Consider the following 16,214-nt stretch of genomic DNA (forward strand, 5'->3'; position numbering starts at 1 on the left):
TCCGCCACCGGCGGTGCCGCAACTGCAATGGGAATCGGCGCAAATGCGTCCACAGCCAACTCCACCGCAGTCGGGGGCTCATCCGCGGCAACGGGTATTGAGTCTGCAGCATTCGGAGCCGAAAGTCAGGCAACTGCCGCCTCCTCTACTGCGCTAGGCGTAGGCTCCGGCGCAACCGGGACCAACAGTACGGCGGTTGGACAGCAGGCTCAGTCTGCGGGTGACGATAGCCTTGCCGTTGGCCAGGGCACTGTCAGTGGCGGTAACAGCAGCACTGCAGTGGGTCAAGGAGCCTCCAGTGCCGGAGCCAACAGCGCAGCTTTCGGACGGGGCGCCTCATCTGCTGGGATAAGTGCGGTCGCGGTAGGTGGCGGCGCCTTAAGCAGCGGTCCGAACTCTGCGGCTTTTGGTTCTGGTGCCAGCGCTACGGCCGGCTCGTCAACCGCAGTCGGACAGGCTTCCACCGCTACTGGCCCGGGGGCGACGGCATTGGGTCAGGGCGCATCGGCTTCCGGCACTTCCGCTACCGCGCTGGGCCAAAATGCCCAGGCAAATGAAACCAATTCCGTAGCCTTGGGTAATGCCTCCGTTGCCAATGAGCCGAACACTGTATCGGTGGGCAGCGCCGGTGCCGAACGCCGAATCACCAATGTGGCCGAAGGCCAAAATGGTACTGATGGCGTCAATGTAAACCAGCTGGAAAACGGTCTTACAGACACCCTGAATCAAGCCAATCAATATACCGATTCCGAGGTCAACACCCTGAATCAGAACCTGTCCCAACAAATCACCGATGGCGACCAGCAGACACTAACCAACGCCAACAACTACACAGATACCGAGATCAACACTCTGAATCAGAACCTGTCACAGCAGATCACTGATGGCGACCAGCAGACGCTCACCAACGCCAACAACTACACAGATACCGAGATCAACACCCTGAATCAGAACCTGTCACAGCAGATCACTGATGGCGACCAGCAGACGCTGACCAACGCCAACAACTACACAGACACCGAGATCAACACCCTGAATCAGAACCTGTCTCAGCAGATCATTGACGGCGACCAGCAGACGCTGACCAACGCCAACAACTACACAGACACCGAGATCAACACCCTGAATCAGAACCTGTCTCAGCAGATCATTGACGGCGACCAGCAGACGCTGACCAACGCCAACAACTACACAGACACCGAGATCAACAACCTGAATCAGAACCTGTCTCAGCAGATCATTGACGGCGACCAGCAGACACTGACCAACGCCAACAACTACACAGACACCGAGATCAACAACCTGAATCAGAACCTGTCTCAGCAGATCATTGACGGCGACCAGCAGACGCTGACCAACGCCAACAACTACACCGATACCGAAGTCAGCAACCTCAACACCAACTTGATGCAGAAAATCGATGATGGTAATCAGCAGACATTGCAGCAGGCAAATACCTATACCGACAACTCGGTAAGCAACCTGAATAACAACCTGATGCAGAAGATTACCGATGGTGATACAGATACTTTGCAGAAAGCCAACACTTACACCGATAACTCTGTCAACAGCGCGATCAATCAAGTTGAGCAGCGCGCTGCTCGCAGATCAGACCAGACTCTGATTAACGCGAACAGCTACACAGATCAACAAACGAGCAACACACTGCAGCAGGCTAACCGCGATGCTGCTCAGCGCGCATCTCAAGCTCTGCGGAGTGCCCGACAGTACACCAATCAGGTCAGCCAGCAAACACTGTCGAATGCGAACACTTATACCGATCGACAAGTGGCCAGTGGCACGCGCAGTGCGGTAAACCAGGCAAACACTTACACCGACAAAAAAATCAACGAACTGGCTGGTTTCAATTTCGAGAACCTACAGCAGCTGAATAGCCGCATGGACGGATTCGATAAGCGCCTGAATGTGGTGAATGATCGGGTCGATCGTATCGGAGCCATGGGTATTGCCATGCAACAGTCTGCCATTAATGCAGGCGGTGCAGACTGCAAGAACTGGCGCGATTGGCGCGAGTGCAAAGGCCGTATTGCCGTAGGGGCCGGCTGGCTCAATGGCGAAAGTGCGGTATCTATCGGATATGGTCGTCCGATCGGTGAAAACGGTCGCTTCAGCTTCGGCGGCGCCTTCAGCGGCAACGAAGCAGGCGGTGGCTTCGGCATTGGCTTCGATCTCTGATCCACGCGTTATTCAATACCGCATTGATACATCACACTGAAGTAAATGTGAAAAGCCGGGCCAGTTACGTTGGCCCGGCTTTTTTTTGAGCACCGCGTCACGCTACAATAGCTAACTCTTGAAGACCACTAAATAGCGGCTGCGACTACACGGCTGAAGTTCGCTGACAGGACGTCGCAACTACAACGGCATAACAACAAACACAAAAGTCATCTAAATGGAATTTCCCCTCAAGCACCGTCGCCCCCTTTGCGAAGGCCGGGCAATCTCTCCAATTTCCCGCAGCTTTCCGCGCAGTGCCCTACGTATACTGGCGACCGCGGTAATCACAGGGGGTACACTTGCCGGCTGCTCATTCGCGCACCAGTTTTTCACTCCTAATATCACCAGCGAAAATATCACCGAGGTTCGCTACCTGGATCAAGGGTGGAGCAAGGAGGATCGGCAGCTGTTCTACTCCACTCCGCAGGGAACGGAGTTGCAGGGGCTGCACTACAAGTGGCTGGAAGCCCTCGAACTGCCCTTTTCAGAGAAAAAGCTAGCCAGCGCAGACAATATGCGCGGCTGGGGGTTTATTGTGGAGCCGCAGCAAGCCAATTCCGCCGGTGAATCCGGTGTGTATCCGGTGGGCATGGGCAGCCATCTGAACCCGGACGACAACTCCACCCGCATCGACCTCGGCTGCGCCCTCTGCCACACCGGCGAATTGCACTACAAGGGTGTGGCCCTGCGGGTCGATGGCGGCCAGGCAATTCACGGCATGTCCACGGGTAACCCCGGTGAGTTTATTCACTCACTGGGCGCCGCGACATTCGAGATGAAGTTCAATCCCTTCAAGTGGGCGCGCTTTGCCGATGCAGTGGCCGGTGAAGATCGCGACAAACGCGAACAACTGAAGCAGGACTTCAACGCATTCAGCGAGCGCTTTTTTGAATTCGCCAAGGGTCCGGGCAACCCCGATAACTTCCCCACCACCGAGGGGCGCGGCCGCACCGACGCGGTAGGGCGTATCGGCAATGTCGTTTTCGGCTACAACCTGGGTATTGAAGAGAACTATAAAGTCGCCGATGCGCCGGTAAGTTATCCGTTTCTTTGGGATATCTGGCGCTTCGACTGGGTGCAATATACCGGATTCACCAATCAGGCGATGGCGCGCAACGTCGGTGAAAGCCTCGGGGTAATGGCGCCGGTCAAACTGGTGGACGACCAGGGTGAACTACTGCCGGAAGGCGAGTTCGGCCGATCCACCATCAATATCGACGGCATGCAGTGTATTGAAACCACGCTACGCAAACTGCGCCCACCCAAATGGCCCCAGGAGATTCTGGGTGAAATCGATATCGCCAAAGCACAACAAGGTAAAAACCTATTTGCCGACCAGTGTGCCCACTGCCATGGCCCACATATTTCCAAGCCCTACACCTGGAAGGTGGCGGGCGGCCCCGGTGACAACCCGAATCATCAACGGGACGTGAACTGGCAGTGGGATATGTCCGGACAGATTTCCTACGACGAACAAAACCAACCGCTGCGGGAAGACTGGCGAGAAACGCTCTGGGCCCTGCCCTGGATTGATATCGAGGTGATCGGTACCGACCCTAAAGCGGCGGAGAACTTCGTCAACCACACCTTTGATCCGGGCCCACTGGTCGCGAAAAACCCGAACAACCCCGACGATGATATCGACCGGCGCGTAAACGCCGGGGATGGCCTGCAGCTGCTAATGAACAAGCTGGTACCGGTTCTCTATGACAACAGCGGTATCTCCAGCGACAACAACGGCATTGCCGATTACGACGGGCTCAATGTGCCCTTCCGCATCGTCAACAAACTGGCCTACAAAGCCCGCCCACTGCACGGGGTCTGGGCCACCCCACCCTTCCTGCACAACGGTTCGGTACCGACGATTTACGACCTGCTGTCGCCACTGGAAGCGCGGCCGGTCAAATTTGGCGTGGGCCATCGGGAATACAACCCGCAAAAGCTGGGTTATGTCACCGATATGCGCCAGGGCAACTTCGCGTTTGATACAACGCAGACCGGCAACAGCAACCGCGGCCACCTGTTTACGGATGTCGAGATGCCGGGGCGCATCGGCAGGCGCTTTAAGGAAAGCGAGCGCATGGCGTTGATCGAATACCTCAAGGTGATGGGTAACCCGGACTTTTCCGAGGCGCTGAATGGCGATCCGCAAAACTGGGCGCAGTATTCCAAACCGCCGGCGAGCGCCATTGGCGAGCAGGCCTGCCAGGACTTTCGCCATCCCCACGGACAGCTGGCCCAGCGTGGCACGCAGCCTTCCGGGCAGCGATAAGGAGATACGCACGTGTTTAACCGTACCTTTAACCTGAAGCGCCTTCGGAGTTACTTTCTCCCGGCTTGCTTACTCCCCTGGTTTTTCGCCAGCCTTGCGCACGCCACCGGCCAACCGCAGGCGTCTTTTGACGACCTGGGAATGGAAATTTCCGCTGAAGAGCGCGCAGCCATTCAATCCGCCATTCACTCCGCCAGGGAAATATCCCGGATCGCACATGCCGAAAACAGCAAACGCTACGGCAACCTGTACCGCCGGGATGCCCACGCCAAAGCGACGGGCTGTGTGCGTGCGACCTTCGAGATAAACGGGGATATTCCTGAACACTTCCGCTACGGAATTTTCAGCAAGCCGGGACAGGATTACAAAGCCTGGATCCGGTTTTCCAATGGCGACATGCTGGTCCAGCCGGACAAAGAGCCGGATGCCCGCGGCATGGCGGTCAAGGTGCTGGGTATCGATGCCGCAGACGCGCAGGGGCAACCCATTGCGGCGGAACTGCGTAGCACCGGCACCCAGGATTTCATCATGACCAATACCCCGGCGTTTTTTAATCGGAATATCTACGATTACGCCGAGAATATGCAGCACCTGGCCAAGCTCGATAAAACCGGCTGGTTCATCAACCTCTGGCCACCGCGACTGCATTTAAAAGAGATGCTGCGGGCACAGCAGACCATCTCTTCCAAAATCGAAACTCCCTTTGCCGCCCAGTACTTTTCCATGCTGCCCTATCAACTGGGCGAAACCGCACTGAAGTTTTCCAGCCGCCCCTGCGCCGGCGCAAGCTACACGAGCGTCGCCGATAAAAGCGCGGACGATTTTCTCACCCGGCAAATGGCAAGCACACTGGAGTCCGGTTCTGCCTGCTTCGATTTTCTGGTGCAACCGAGGGTGGAAACCGGAAACATGCCACTGGATGACGCCACGGTGATCTGGGAAGAAAGCGAATCCCCGTTCATTCCCGTAGCCCGTATCCATATACCCCCGCAGACGATCACCGGTGATACACAGCGGCAGTTCTGTGAAAACCTGTCGATGAACCCCTGGCATGGGGTGGGCGACTGGCAACCGCTGGGTAGCCTGAACCGGGCGCGGCGTTTGGTGTATCACGCGGTATCAGAGTTCCGGCACACGCAAAACCGGGCACCCCGAGAGGTACCCGCAGACTGGTGTATTCCGGGCGCCGCCGAATCGTGTGGCCCGCAGCAGGGCCTGAACATCCGCAAACCCCGGTGGCCCTTGCCACGCTGCTTTGACGGCCTTTACCAGCCGATGGACGGCACTGCTGTCAGCAGCGACTGTGGCAGTCGCCAGTACAGTGCACGCTCGAGCCAAACCGAGTATCAGTGAGCCACAGGGCCCCGCCGTTGCCGACCGTTACTGAATTACGCCACAGGCAATGCGTGCACCGCCCCCGCCGAGGGGCTTGGGCTGGTCGGAAAAGTTGTCACCACCGGCGTGTACCATCAGCGCCCGGCCCTTGAGGTCAGAGATCTTCAGGCGAGGCGCTAATACGGGTTCATAGGCCTTGCCATCGTTGTCCACATAGAGCGCCGGCAGGTCCCCCAGGTGGCCATCCCCCCAGGGAGTGCCGTGCTTGCCCGTTTTTTGGGGGTCGTAATGGCTGCCCGCCGCCAACCCCGGAACCGATTTACCCTCCTTCATTGCCGACTCACAGCTGCCATTTTCGTGCAAGTGGAAGCCGTGTAGCCCCCTCGGCAGTCCTTTCAGGTCTGGCGCGAACACCAGACCGTAAGGTGTTTCACGGATGGTGACCGTACCCAGCATGGAACCAACACCACTGCTGTCGAGCTTGAGAATACTGACCACGGTCTCCGCACTGGCAGACATTGCCAGACACCCGATAAAGGCACTGGCGGCAAAGGATTTGATCAATGGGGACATCTAACACTCCTCCGTAGCGAGCCGGCGACCATTCAGGAGTACCGGCGGCTAAATTCACGCTATCGAATACAGTGTAGAAGTAAATGCCAGGAAGGCCGTACGGATACACCCGGAATCCGCGAGCCGCCAGCGGCCCGCGTATCGGGAGAAACGGTTCTAGATGTTCAGAACCTGTTTGACAAAGGGAATGGTGATTTTGCGCTGGGCCTGCAACGAGGCCCGGTCCAGCTGCTCGAGCAAAGCGAAAAGTGCACGGGTATCCCGCGGCGCCCTATGCAGGATGTAATGAGCGACATCTTCCGGCAAGTCAAACCCACGCAGGCGGCTGCGCTGGCGCAAGGCCGCCAGTTTGTCGGTATCGCTCAGGGGATGCAGCTGAAATGTCAGGCCCCACTGCAAACGAGATTGCAGGTCCGCCAGACCCAGTTCCAGTCCCCGGGGAGACTTGCGAGAACCCAGTAACAGCTGACGACCACTGTCCCGCAGACGGTTGTACAGGTGGAACAAGGCGGTCTGCCAATTTGCGCGCCCTTCGATCAGGTGCAGGTCATCGATGCACACCAGATCCAGAAATTCGAGCCCCTCGAGAATGACCTGGGGGTCCGCCTCAATCAGATCCGCCAATGGCAGATACTGAAAACTGCGCCCGGCAGTCTCGGCCACCTGACACACGGACTGCAATAAATGGGTCACCCCACTACCAGACTCGCCCCACAGGTAAATGGCCTGCTCGGCATTGTCACCACTGGCAAAGGCCTGCAGCATGCCGGCCACCTGGCGGTTGACCGCGTCCGGTGACTGAAAGAAATTGGCGAAAGTGGCGTCGTCCCGCAGGGATACCCCCAGCGAGAGCTGCTGTGGAACGCCACCGGTATGACTACTACCGCTCACGGATCAGTGCCAGTTGTAGCGCAACGGGTTCTGGGCACTGCCCAGTGGTGCGCGGTACCCGGATAGATCCACCGGTCCATCGTCACCTGCCAGTTGAAGATTGCGGTTCAGTGCCAGCACATCCCGCAGGGACTCCAGCTGGGTGCTGGTGGTCAGCGACAAGGTTAGACGGTCGCCATTCACCGCAAGGACATCCGCACTGCTCACCTGGGCCAGCCCCTGTAAATAATTGGTCGCTTGCGAATAGGCCGCGAAGTTGCGAATGCCGGAGATTTCCACCAACACGGCACTGGCGACACCAGTATCGCCGGTGCGCACTGCATAGCGCTCGGCCAGCATATTGGTCGCTTCATTGACCCCGCGCAGAGCCACTTCCTCTAGGGATTCGCCACTGGCATCAAACGCGTAACTGCGACCGCCGTGAATCAACAGCCAATTGGCCTGCCAGCGCTGGCCAGAGGTCTGCAACAGGCGCCCCATCAAGGTGGCGTCCGGACGATAGCGCACACCAGCGCGTTCGGCCGCCCCTTCGTCCTGCGCCCAGAGACTGCCGAGCGGCATGTTGCGCTGGTCGTTCAAGTCCATGACCGGAAAGTCAAGAGGCAAGCCGCGCTCCAGCGCCAGGCCGTCCATCAGACCGAACAGCTCCGGGTAATCTTCCTGGCGCAGGGTGTCACGGCCCCCCTGCAGGGTGTCCACCGCCATCCACACCAGGGTGCCGGGGCGGTTGTTGGGCCACAGCGGCAACTGCAGCTGGTGCACCAGATCATTGACCGCCTTGGGGTCATAGGTCAGGTGCACGTACAGCTGGTTGTTGTCGCTGTCGTAGCGGTAACCCTGTACATATTTATTGGCCTGCCCCAAAACCGGGGCCAGCTTGGGATTGCTGGCGATCTGCTGATCGCCGGTCACCCGTATAAAAACGCGCTCCAGGCCACGGCTGGTCGCCGCTGTACGATCGGTGGCGCCGCGGCTCGGTACCGCCTCTCGCACTTCGTACAGGTCCGGCATTACCCGGGCCGAAGCCGGTATCGCCAGCATCAGTGCTGCCAGTAGCAGCGAGAAACAGAGCACCACGCGGGAATTCATCGTCAATGGCATTAGCTCTTTGCCCCTTACCTCTTTATGTTTTTGCACCGGGTTGCGCGGGTCTCTGGCAGCATTCCGCGGTGCGCTCAAGCGCCGGAGTTGGGCCCCCGGACGTCAATTAGCGGCTATTGTATCAGTGTCGGCTGTTTCTCCCAGCCTTCAGTTCGCACAATCGGGCATTTTTCCACTAGAATACGCGCCCTTCCAAATTGCCAAACAGGCCCTTAACAGGTTGAACCATGAGCGACTCCAAGCCTAACACTCCTTCCGCCAGCCCCTCCCTCAGTTATAAAGATGCCGGCGTCGATATCGATGCAGGTAATGCCCTGGTTGAGCGTATCAAACATGTCGCCAAGCGCACCCAGCGCCCGGAAGTCATGGGCGGATTGGGCGGTTTTGGAGCCCTGTGCCAGCTGCCCAGCGGTTATAAAGAGCCGGTATTGGTCAGTGGTACCGACGGCGTCGGCACCAAGTTGCGCCTGGCCATGGACCTGGGCATCCACGATTCCATCGGTATCGACCTGGTTGCCATGTGCGTGAACGACCTGATTGTCGCTGGCGCCGAGCCGCTGTTCTTCCTCGACTACTACGCGACCGGCAAGCTCAATGTGGACATCGCCGCGGACGTGGTGAGCGGAATCGGCAAGGGCTGTGAGCTGGCGGGTGCTGCGCTGGTGGGCGGTGAGACCGCAGAAATGCCCGGCATGTATGAAGGCGACGATTACGACCTGGCCGGCTTCTGCGTTGGCGTGGTCGAAAAATCCGAGATCATCGATGGCAGCAAGGTACAGACCGGCGACAAGCTGATTGGCCTGGCTTCCTCTGGCCCCCACTCCAACGGCTACTCGCTGATCCGCAAGGTACTGGAAATCAGCGGTGCCGACCTGCAGAAAGACATGGAAGGCAAAACCCTGGCCGACGCGCTGATGGCCCCGACCCGCATCTATGTGAAGAACCTGCTGGCCCTGATGAAGACCGTACAGGTCAACGCCATGAGCCACATTACCGGCGGCGGCCTGCTGGAAAACCTGCCGCGGGTACTGCCGGACAATGCCCGCGCCGTGATCGACACCAAGAGCTGGGAACTGCCCCCGGTATTCCGCTGGCTCCAGGAAGCCGGCAACATCGAGGGCCGCGAAATGTACCGCACCTTCAACTGCGGTGTGGGCATGGTGATCTGTGTGCCCGCGGCGGATGCCGACAAGGCCGTCGCTGCGCTCAAGGACATGGGCGAAGACGCCTTCATCGTGGGCAGCATCGAAGCCGCCAACGGTGGCGAAGCCGTAGAACTGGCGGGACTGTAAGCCGTCCATGACGAATTCTTCGAACAACCCCCAATCCGGCGACTCCTCTGGCAATTCTGCTGCTAAGGGTTGCCGCGCCGTTGTCCTCATCTCTGGCAGCGGCAGCAACCTGCAAGCCTTCCTGGATGCCGGCGACGACTGCGGTTACACCGTAGCCGCGGTCGTCAGCAACAAAGCCGACGCTTACGGTCTGGTTCGGGCACAGAATGCCGGCGTCGCCACCGAAGTTTTGAGCCACAAAGACTTCAGTGACCGCGACAGTTTCGACCAGGCGATGATCAAGGTGATCGACGCCTATCAGCCGGATCTGGTGATCCTCGCCGGCTTTATGCGTATCCTCACCCCGGACTTCGTACGCCATTACAGCGGCCGGATGTTGAACATTCACCCGTCGCTGTTGCCCAAGTACCAGGGATTGCACACCCACCAGCGTGCACTGGACGCCGGCGACAGCGAACACGGCGCCACTGTACATTTTGTAACCGAAGAGCTGGATGGGGGCCCCCCCATTCTACAGGCCGCCGTGCCGGTAGAATCCGGCGATACCGCCGAGACGCTTGCACAGCGTGTTCAGGTGCAGGAACATAAAATGTATCCGCTGGTTGCCCGCTGGTTTGCCGAAGGGCGACTGCAGATGGTCGGCGACCGCGCGGAACTGGATGGCGAACTACTACCCCGCGGTGGTAAACGCCTCGACTGACAGGCCGTCTACACTTTCGGCCTGAATCATGGAACTAGAATTTCAGGCCGGAGGTGAGACCTTGTCTCAATACGCTTTTCTCAGCAAACACTTCTCCTCTTTCTTTATTGCGATTGCCCTCGGCGTGTCTGCTTTGGCCCAGGCTGAGCAAACCGCTTCGTCTCAAGCGCCCGTCGTTCTCACACCTTTCTCCGCCACCTACGAAGCCAAATTCAGTGGTTTTGGCGTCACCGCTGAACGCACCCTGAGCGGATCTCCCTCGAGTTGGCGCCTGGATTTTTCCGCACACTCCATGTTTGCCAAGATCGAAGAGTATTCACGGTTTGCGCAACAAGACCTGCGCCTGATCCCACAGCATTACGACTATCAAAAATCCGGACTGGGAAAAGACCGCCACACCGCACTCAGCTTTGAAGACGGTGCCCGCCGTGTGGTGAACGTGTATGACAAGGCCCATAGCATCGAAAATGCGCCAGCCAATATTCAGGACAAAATAAGCTATCAACTGCAGTTGGCCATCGATGTCGCTAACGGCAAAACGCCATTGAAATACCAGGTTGCCGACGGCAAAAAAATCCGGGAATACGAATTCGAAATTACCGGCAAGGAAACATTGCAAACGCCAATGGGCTTGATCGATACCGTCAAGGTACAGCGGGTCCGTGGCCAGGATGCCGAGCGCGTCACCAACATCTGGTTTGCCCCCGAATGGAACTACGCTCTAATAAAGCTGATGCAGCAGGAAGATAATGGCAAAAGCTACCAAATCACCCTGACCAAATTATCCATTAACGGAAATGCCGTCAGCGTAAAAAAATAACTTTAAAAAATTAATCACATTCTCCAAAAAATTTACGTCAAACCGTAGATTTTTCCGCTGTGCGTCTTTATAAAGTCGTCGCTTTCTCCCCGTGCGTGAAATTCGCACTGCTAGACTCCTTCTACTAGGAATTTGTTTGCCAGAAGCAAATGTTTCTGGAAAAGATTCTCGGCCTAAAGCGGGCGCAGTTTTGACCCGCAGGCATCATTTCAGCAATAGAGTGGGACCTCATGACTATCAAAACTCTGCGCAAGGCCGCACTGGCCGCAGCAATCTGCACCGCAGCTGGCGGCACTTTTTCCAGTGGCGCGCTGGCTGCGGGCTTCGCCCTTCAGGAATCCAGCAGCTCCGGCCTCGGCCGAGCCTTTGCCGCTGAAAATACAATCGGTGACAACGCCGCAATTCTGGCGCGTAACCCCGCTGGCTCCGCCTTGTTCAGCAGCATCTCGCTTTCAGGTGGTGTCACCTACGTAAACCCGGAAATCGATGCCGCAGGTTTCACTGACTACTACCTGCTTACGCCAGCAGGCCCTCAGCTGGCGGCGTCCGTTTTCGCAGAAGCGAATGACTACGCGAGCAGCGCTTGGGTACCCAACGCCTACCTGGCGGTTCCCTTTGACGACTGCTGGTCCTTCGGCCTGGCGATGAATACCGACTACGGTCTGGAAACCGATTTCAGATCCTCCTGGCCGGTCACCCACATCGCCGACAAAACCGAATTGCTCAGTGTCAATATCGCGCCGTCCGTTGCCTTTGACTGGAACAACCAGTTCAGCGTGGGTGTGTCGGCCAACATTCTCTACGCCGACGCCACCCTCAAGAGCAAAGTGCCGAACAACTTTGTACTGGATCCACTGGCGGAACAGTTGCTGGGCACCTCGGTCTCCAACGCGCGTATTCTCGACGCGGATGGCGACGACTGGGACTATGGCTGGAGCATCGGTGCGCTGTGGCGCAGTGTTGATGGTCGAACCCGTATTGGTATTTCCTACCAGTCGGAGCTGGACCCCGAAATTGAGGCCGACGTGAATTCCGACCTCCTGACCTCCGTGAATACCGGGTTGCCCTTCGACAACGAGCCCGCCAATTTGACCCTTGACCTGCCCGACACGGCAGAAATTGGTTTCTACCACCGCTTCAATGACAACTGGGGCATAGCACTGGGCGCCATGTGGACGGACTGGGATGACTTTGAGCGCCTGGAGGCCTTCTTCCCGGATCAGCGTGTTAACGGCGAGCCCTTCCCCGGCTACAACCCGCTGGACATCAAGGAAGAGAACTTCAAGAGCGGCTGGCGCTACAGCCTGGGCCTGGAGTACTACCCCTGTGATGAGGTGACCTGGCGTGTGGGCTATGCGTTTGACAATGGCGCAGCTCGTAACGGCCTCTACCAAGATGCGGTCGAAGAAACGGCATCCTTTGGATTGGGCGGTGGCGCTGGATTGCCGGTAACCTGGCGCACCCTTTCCATTCCTGACGCGGATCGCCAGTGGGTTACTTTTGGCGGTACCTTCAAATTCAACAATCAATTGAGTGTGGATGCTGGCCTGGCCTACCTGTGGGGCGACGATGAGGTGATCCAGGAATTCCAGGCACTGCCACTGACCAACGACGTGGCCTTGGGTACCTACTTCGACGGTGGCACCACCAACCTCGAAGCCTGGCTGGTCGGCGCATCGCTGAACTACAGCTTCTGATCAACTTTCGTAACCGATTTTCGGTTAAGGCCGGGCGCTTGCGTCCGGCCTTTTTTTGTTCCGCACATTTTGGCCGTGCACTATTTCAGCCCCATCACTGCACTATCACTGCACTATCACTGCACTATCAATGCACCATGAATGTCCCCCACGAGTGTTCACACCCGCACCAATTTTTCCGTTTCATGAGACTCCTGCACTGAAAAAGCCAGCGGTTATCAGCAACACACTTCTCTTGTCGAACACAACTGGCACACTATTCAACACGCAAAAAAATAACGTATCTCCCTCCAGCGAGCGCCACCAATCTCGATGAGAGCTTCCTGGGCCGTGAAGAAATTCACATATGTTACAAAGACTTACAGGCAACTCAGGGCCACTCCGGCGAACCAACAACCCCCGTTACCAACCCTCCATCAACCGCTTATCTTCAGTCGAACTAGAAAAAGTTGGCACAGACTCTGCAATGCAGCTGCTAAACGCGGAAAGAAAACACGTAGTAAATTCCGCCCCAGAAGTGACCCGCTGACACCGGCACCTCATTTCCGTTGACCAACTGGGCCGCTCCATTTTGCAAAGCCCAGATAAAAACAGTTAGGCAACGCCCAGGCGTTTGCCCTTGAGCAGAGGCGCTCACCGATCTTGCCCCGAATGGCAAGCGACCGGTGAGCGCCTTTTTTTTCGCCCGAATTTTTTATACACATCTGAAAACTTGGAGAACTAACGTCATGACCAGGAAAAACCTCTTCACACGCACGCTTTTCAATAAAGGCCCGATAAAAGCAATTGCCGCATCACTCACCATTTCAATCGGTTTTCTTACCGGTATGGCACCAGCAACCGCAGAAGAACTCGGTTACCCGGAAAAAGAAGAACTGACGTTTGGTTTTATCAAGCTTACAGATATGGCCCCCATCGCCATCGCCTATGAAAAAGGCTTTTTTGAAGACGAAGGTCTGTACGTCACCATCGAGGCACAGGCGAACTGGAAAGTGCTGCTGGACGGCGTTATCGACGGTCGCCTCGACGGTGCACACATGCTGGCCGGCCAGCCAATTGCAGCGACCATGGGGTTCGGCACCAAAGCGGACATCATTACCCCCTTCTCCATGGACCTCAACGGAAACGGCATCACGGTTTCCAATGCCATCTGGGAACAGATGAAACCCAACATTCCGAAACAGGCGGATGGTAAGCCCGTCCATCCCATCAAGGCCGATGCTCTGAAACCGGTGGTGGAAAAATACAAGGCCGATGGCAAGCCGTTCAATATGGGTATGGTATTCCCGGTATCCACGCACAACTACGAGTTGCGCTACTGGCTTGCCGCTGGCGGCATACACCCCGGTTACTACGCCCCGCACAAGGGCGATACTTCCGGCCAGATCGACGCGGATGCCCTCCTCTCGGTAACCCCACCGCCGCAGATGCCGGCGACCCTGGAAGCCGGCACCATCTACGGCTATTGCGTGGGTGAACCCTGGAACCAGCAGGCGGTATTTAAAGATATCGGCGTTCCGGTAGTGACTGACTACGAAATCTGGAAAGACAACCCGGAAAAAGTGTTCGGCATCACCAAGGAATTCTCAGAGAAGTACCCTAACACCACCGTGCGTATCACCCGCGCCCTGATCCGCGCCGCCATGTGGCTGGATGAGAACAACAACGCGAACCGCCCGGAAGCGGTGAAAATCCTGTCCCAGTCAAACTACGTGGGTGCCGACTACGACGTGATTGCCAACAGCATGACCGGAACCTTCGAGTATGAAAAAGGCGACAAGCGTGATGTACCCGACTTCAACGTCTTCTTCCGCTACAACGCCACCTACCCCTACTACTCCGATGCCATCTGGTACCTCACCCAGATGCGTCGCTGGGGCCAGATCTCCGAAGACAAGCCGGATGAGTGGTACAAGGAACTGGCAGCCAAGGTTTATCGCCCGGATATCTATGCCGCAGCCGCCAAATCCCTGATTGACGAAAAATTGGCCTCGGCTGAACAGTTCCCGGACTTCGCCACTGAAGACGGCTTCCGCAGCCCGCAAACCCATTTCATCGACGGTATCGTTTATAACGGCCAGGAACCCAATGCTTACATCGAGAAATTTTCCATTGGCCTGAAGTCCGGACAGAAACTGTAAATCAAAACCCTTAATCCCATACGAGCAAGGCGCTGACCAGGAATCGCGGTCAGCGCCTCCACAAAAAAACAATACGCTCGTCGAACATACTCAACCCGTGTGCAGAGGTAACAGGAATGAATACCACCACTGTGAATGCCGAAAAATTACCGCGCTTCAAACTGCCGCAACTGAGCGACGTCTTCAACGGAACCCTTGTCAGTGGCGCTATTCGACTGGTCGCCCTGCCACTGGCCGGCATCCTCGCTTTCCTGCTGTTGTGGTCCATTACCGCACAGAATATCGATACATCCCTCGGTAAATTCCCTGGCCCTGCCGCAGTGATGGAGCAGTTCAACTCCCTGTACGCTGAGCATCAGCGGTCGCGGGAGAAAGAACAGGCGTTTTACCAGCGCCAGGAAAAGCGCAATGCGGAGCGCCTGGCAAAAGACCCCAGCTACGAGCCGAAGATCCGCGCTTACACCGGCAAAGAAACCTTCCTCGACCAGATCGTGACCAGCCTGGTGACCGTGATGAGTGGCTTCCTGCTGGCGGTAGCCATTGCCATTCCCCTGGGTATCGCTATCGGCCTCAGTAAAACCCTAAACAATGCGATCAACCCGATCATTCAGGTATTCAAGCCGGTGTCACCGCTGGCCTGGTTGCCCCTGGTCACCATGGTGGTCTCCGCGCTCTACACCTCGCCAGACCCGATGGTTGCCAAGTCGTTCCTGAACTCGCTGATCACCGTCACCCTGTGTTGCCTGTGGCCCATGGTGATTAACACCGCAGTCGGTGTTGCCGGTATCGACAAAGACCTGGTGAACGTGAGCAAGGTACTGCGCCTGCCGGCCCTGCGCCATGTTCAGAAAATCGTATTGCCGGCTTCCGTACCGATGATTTTTACCGGCATGCGCCTGTCTCTGGGTGTGGCCTGGATGGTCCTGATTGCCGCAGAGATGTTGGCGCAAAACCCCGGACTCGGAAAATTCGTGTGGGATGAGTTCCAGAATGGCAGTTCCAACTCTCTGGCCCGCATTATGGCCGCCGTACTGGTGATCGGCCTTATCGGCTTCCTGCTCGATCGCGGCATGCTCGCCCTGCAGAAACTGGTTTCCTGGGATAAATCGGTACACCAATAAAGCACACGGCAAGAAACAAACAACGAAATAAGC

At 57.1% G+C, this 16,214-nt stretch carries 12 protein-coding genes; 9 read left to right on the plus strand and 3 right to left on the minus strand.

Annotated elements, in window-relative coordinates:
- Positions 1 to 27 precede the first annotated feature (27 nt).
- The 3 genes from GRX76_RS15455 (at position 28) to GRX76_RS15465 (ending at position 5,863) form a co-directional block, all read left to right on the plus strand.
- Entirely contained in the window at positions 28 to 2,196 is a 2,169-nt protein-coding gene (locus GRX76_RS15455; protein WP_236250400.1) for a YadA-like family protein, read from the plus strand.
- A 217-nt stretch (positions 2,197 to 2,413) separates the two neighbouring features.
- On the plus strand, positions 2,414 to 4,510 hold the full coding sequence (locus GRX76_RS15460; RefSeq protein ID WP_236250401.1) for a di-heme-cytochrome C peroxidase: 2,097 nt from the start codon (positions 2,414 to 2,416) through the stop codon (positions 4,508 to 4,510).
- A 12-nt stretch (positions 4,511 to 4,522) separates the two neighbouring features.
- Positions 4,523 to 5,863 (plus strand): catalase family protein, encoded by a 1,341-nt coding sequence (locus GRX76_RS15465; protein WP_236250402.1) that lies wholly within the window; start codon positions 4,523 to 4,525, stop codon positions 5,861 to 5,863.
- 27 nt (positions 5,864 to 5,890) lie between these two features.
- On the opposite strand, the gene sodC is transcribed toward GRX76_RS15465, so the two are convergent.
- The 3 genes from sodC to GRX76_RS15480 form a co-directional block, all read right to left on the minus strand.
- Positions 5,891 to 6,418 (minus strand): superoxide dismutase family protein, encoded by a 528-nt coding sequence (gene sodC, locus GRX76_RS15470; RefSeq protein WP_160154131.1) that lies wholly within the window; start codon positions 6,416 to 6,418, stop codon positions 5,891 to 5,893.
- Between the two features lie 156 nt (positions 6,419 to 6,574).
- Positions 6,575 to 7,309 carry a DnaA regulatory inactivator Hda gene (hda, locus tag GRX76_RS15475; RefSeq protein ID WP_160154132.1) on the minus strand — a complete coding sequence of 245 codons (735 nt, stop codon included), beginning with the start codon at positions 7,307 to 7,309 and terminating at the stop codon, positions 6,575 to 6,577.
- A 3-nt stretch (positions 7,310 to 7,312) separates the two neighbouring features.
- Positions 7,313 to 8,398, minus strand: a complete 1,086-nt coding sequence (locus tag GRX76_RS15480; protein WP_236250652.1) for a DUF2066 domain-containing protein — start codon at positions 8,396 to 8,398, stop codon at positions 7,313 to 7,315.
- Between the two features lie 239 nt (positions 8,399 to 8,637).
- Here GRX76_RS15480 and purM point away from each other — a divergent pair, with 239 nt between their 5' ends.
- From purM to GRX76_RS15510, 6 genes are all read left to right on the plus strand, one after another.
- A complete protein-coding gene (gene purM / locus GRX76_RS15485) occupies positions 8,638 to 9,702 on the plus strand; it encodes a phosphoribosylformylglycinamidine cyclo-ligase (RefSeq protein WP_160154133.1) in 1,065 nt (354 codons plus the stop codon).
- Positions 9,703 to 9,709: 7 nt separating this feature from the next.
- A complete protein-coding gene (gene purN / locus GRX76_RS15490; protein WP_160154134.1) occupies positions 9,710 to 10,402 on the plus strand; it encodes a phosphoribosylglycinamide formyltransferase in 693 nt (230 codons plus the stop codon).
- A 61-nt stretch (positions 10,403 to 10,463) separates the two neighbouring features.
- Positions 10,464 to 11,222 (plus strand): DUF3108 domain-containing protein, encoded by a 759-nt coding sequence (locus GRX76_RS15495; protein ID WP_236250403.1) that lies wholly within the window; start codon positions 10,464 to 10,466, stop codon positions 11,220 to 11,222.
- A 230-nt stretch (positions 11,223 to 11,452) separates the two neighbouring features.
- On the plus strand, positions 11,453 to 12,919 hold the full coding sequence (locus GRX76_RS15500) for an OmpP1/FadL family transporter (protein WP_160154136.1): 1,467 nt from the start codon (positions 11,453 to 11,455) through the stop codon (positions 12,917 to 12,919).
- An 827-nt stretch (positions 12,920 to 13,746) separates the two neighbouring features.
- Complete coding sequence (locus tag GRX76_RS15505) at positions 13,747 to 15,060, plus strand: CmpA/NrtA family ABC transporter substrate-binding protein (RefSeq protein ID WP_236250653.1); 1,314 nt, start codon at positions 13,747 to 13,749, stop codon at positions 15,058 to 15,060.
- 116 nt (positions 15,061 to 15,176) lie between these two features.
- Entirely contained in the window at positions 15,177 to 16,181 is a 1,005-nt protein-coding gene (locus GRX76_RS15510) for an ABC transporter permease (protein WP_160154138.1), read from the plus strand.
- Positions 16,182 to 16,214: the final 33 nt, after the last annotated feature.

Source organism: Microbulbifer sp. ALW1 (genome assembly GCF_009903625.1).
GTDB lineage: Bacteria > Pseudomonadota > Gammaproteobacteria > Pseudomonadales > Cellvibrionaceae > Microbulbifer.

Bases quoted from the DNA above. Each gene is read 5' to 3' on its own strand.
- GRX76_RS15455 (WP_236250400.1), top strand. From the start codon at position 28: ATGGGAATCGGCGCAAATGCGTCCACAGCCAACTCCACCGCAGTCGGG.
- GRX76_RS15460 (WP_236250401.1), top strand. From the start codon at position 2,414: ATGGAATTTCCCCTCAAGCACCGTCGCCCCCTTTGCGAAGGCCGGGCA.
- sodC (WP_160154131.1), bottom strand. From the start codon at position 6,418: ATGTCCCCATTGATCAAATCCTTTGCCGCCAGTGCCTTTATCGGGTGT.
- GRX76_RS15480 (WP_236250652.1), bottom strand. From the start codon at position 8,398: ATGAATTCCCGCGTGGTGCTCTGTTTCTCGCTGCTACTGGCAGCACTG.
- purM (WP_160154133.1), top strand. From the start codon at position 8,638: ATGAGCGACTCCAAGCCTAACACTCCTTCCGCCAGCCCCTCCCTCAGT.
- purN (WP_160154134.1), top strand. From the start codon at position 9,710: ATGACGAATTCTTCGAACAACCCCCAATCCGGCGACTCCTCTGGCAAT.
- GRX76_RS15500 (WP_160154136.1), top strand. From the start codon at position 11,453: ATGACTATCAAAACTCTGCGCAAGGCCGCACTGGCCGCAGCAATCTGC.
- GRX76_RS15505 (WP_236250653.1), top strand. From the start codon at position 13,747: ATGGCACCAGCAACCGCAGAAGAACTCGGTTACCCGGAAAAAGAAGAA.
- GRX76_RS15510 (WP_160154138.1), top strand. From the start codon at position 15,177: ATGAATACCACCACTGTGAATGCCGAAAAATTACCGCGCTTCAAACTG.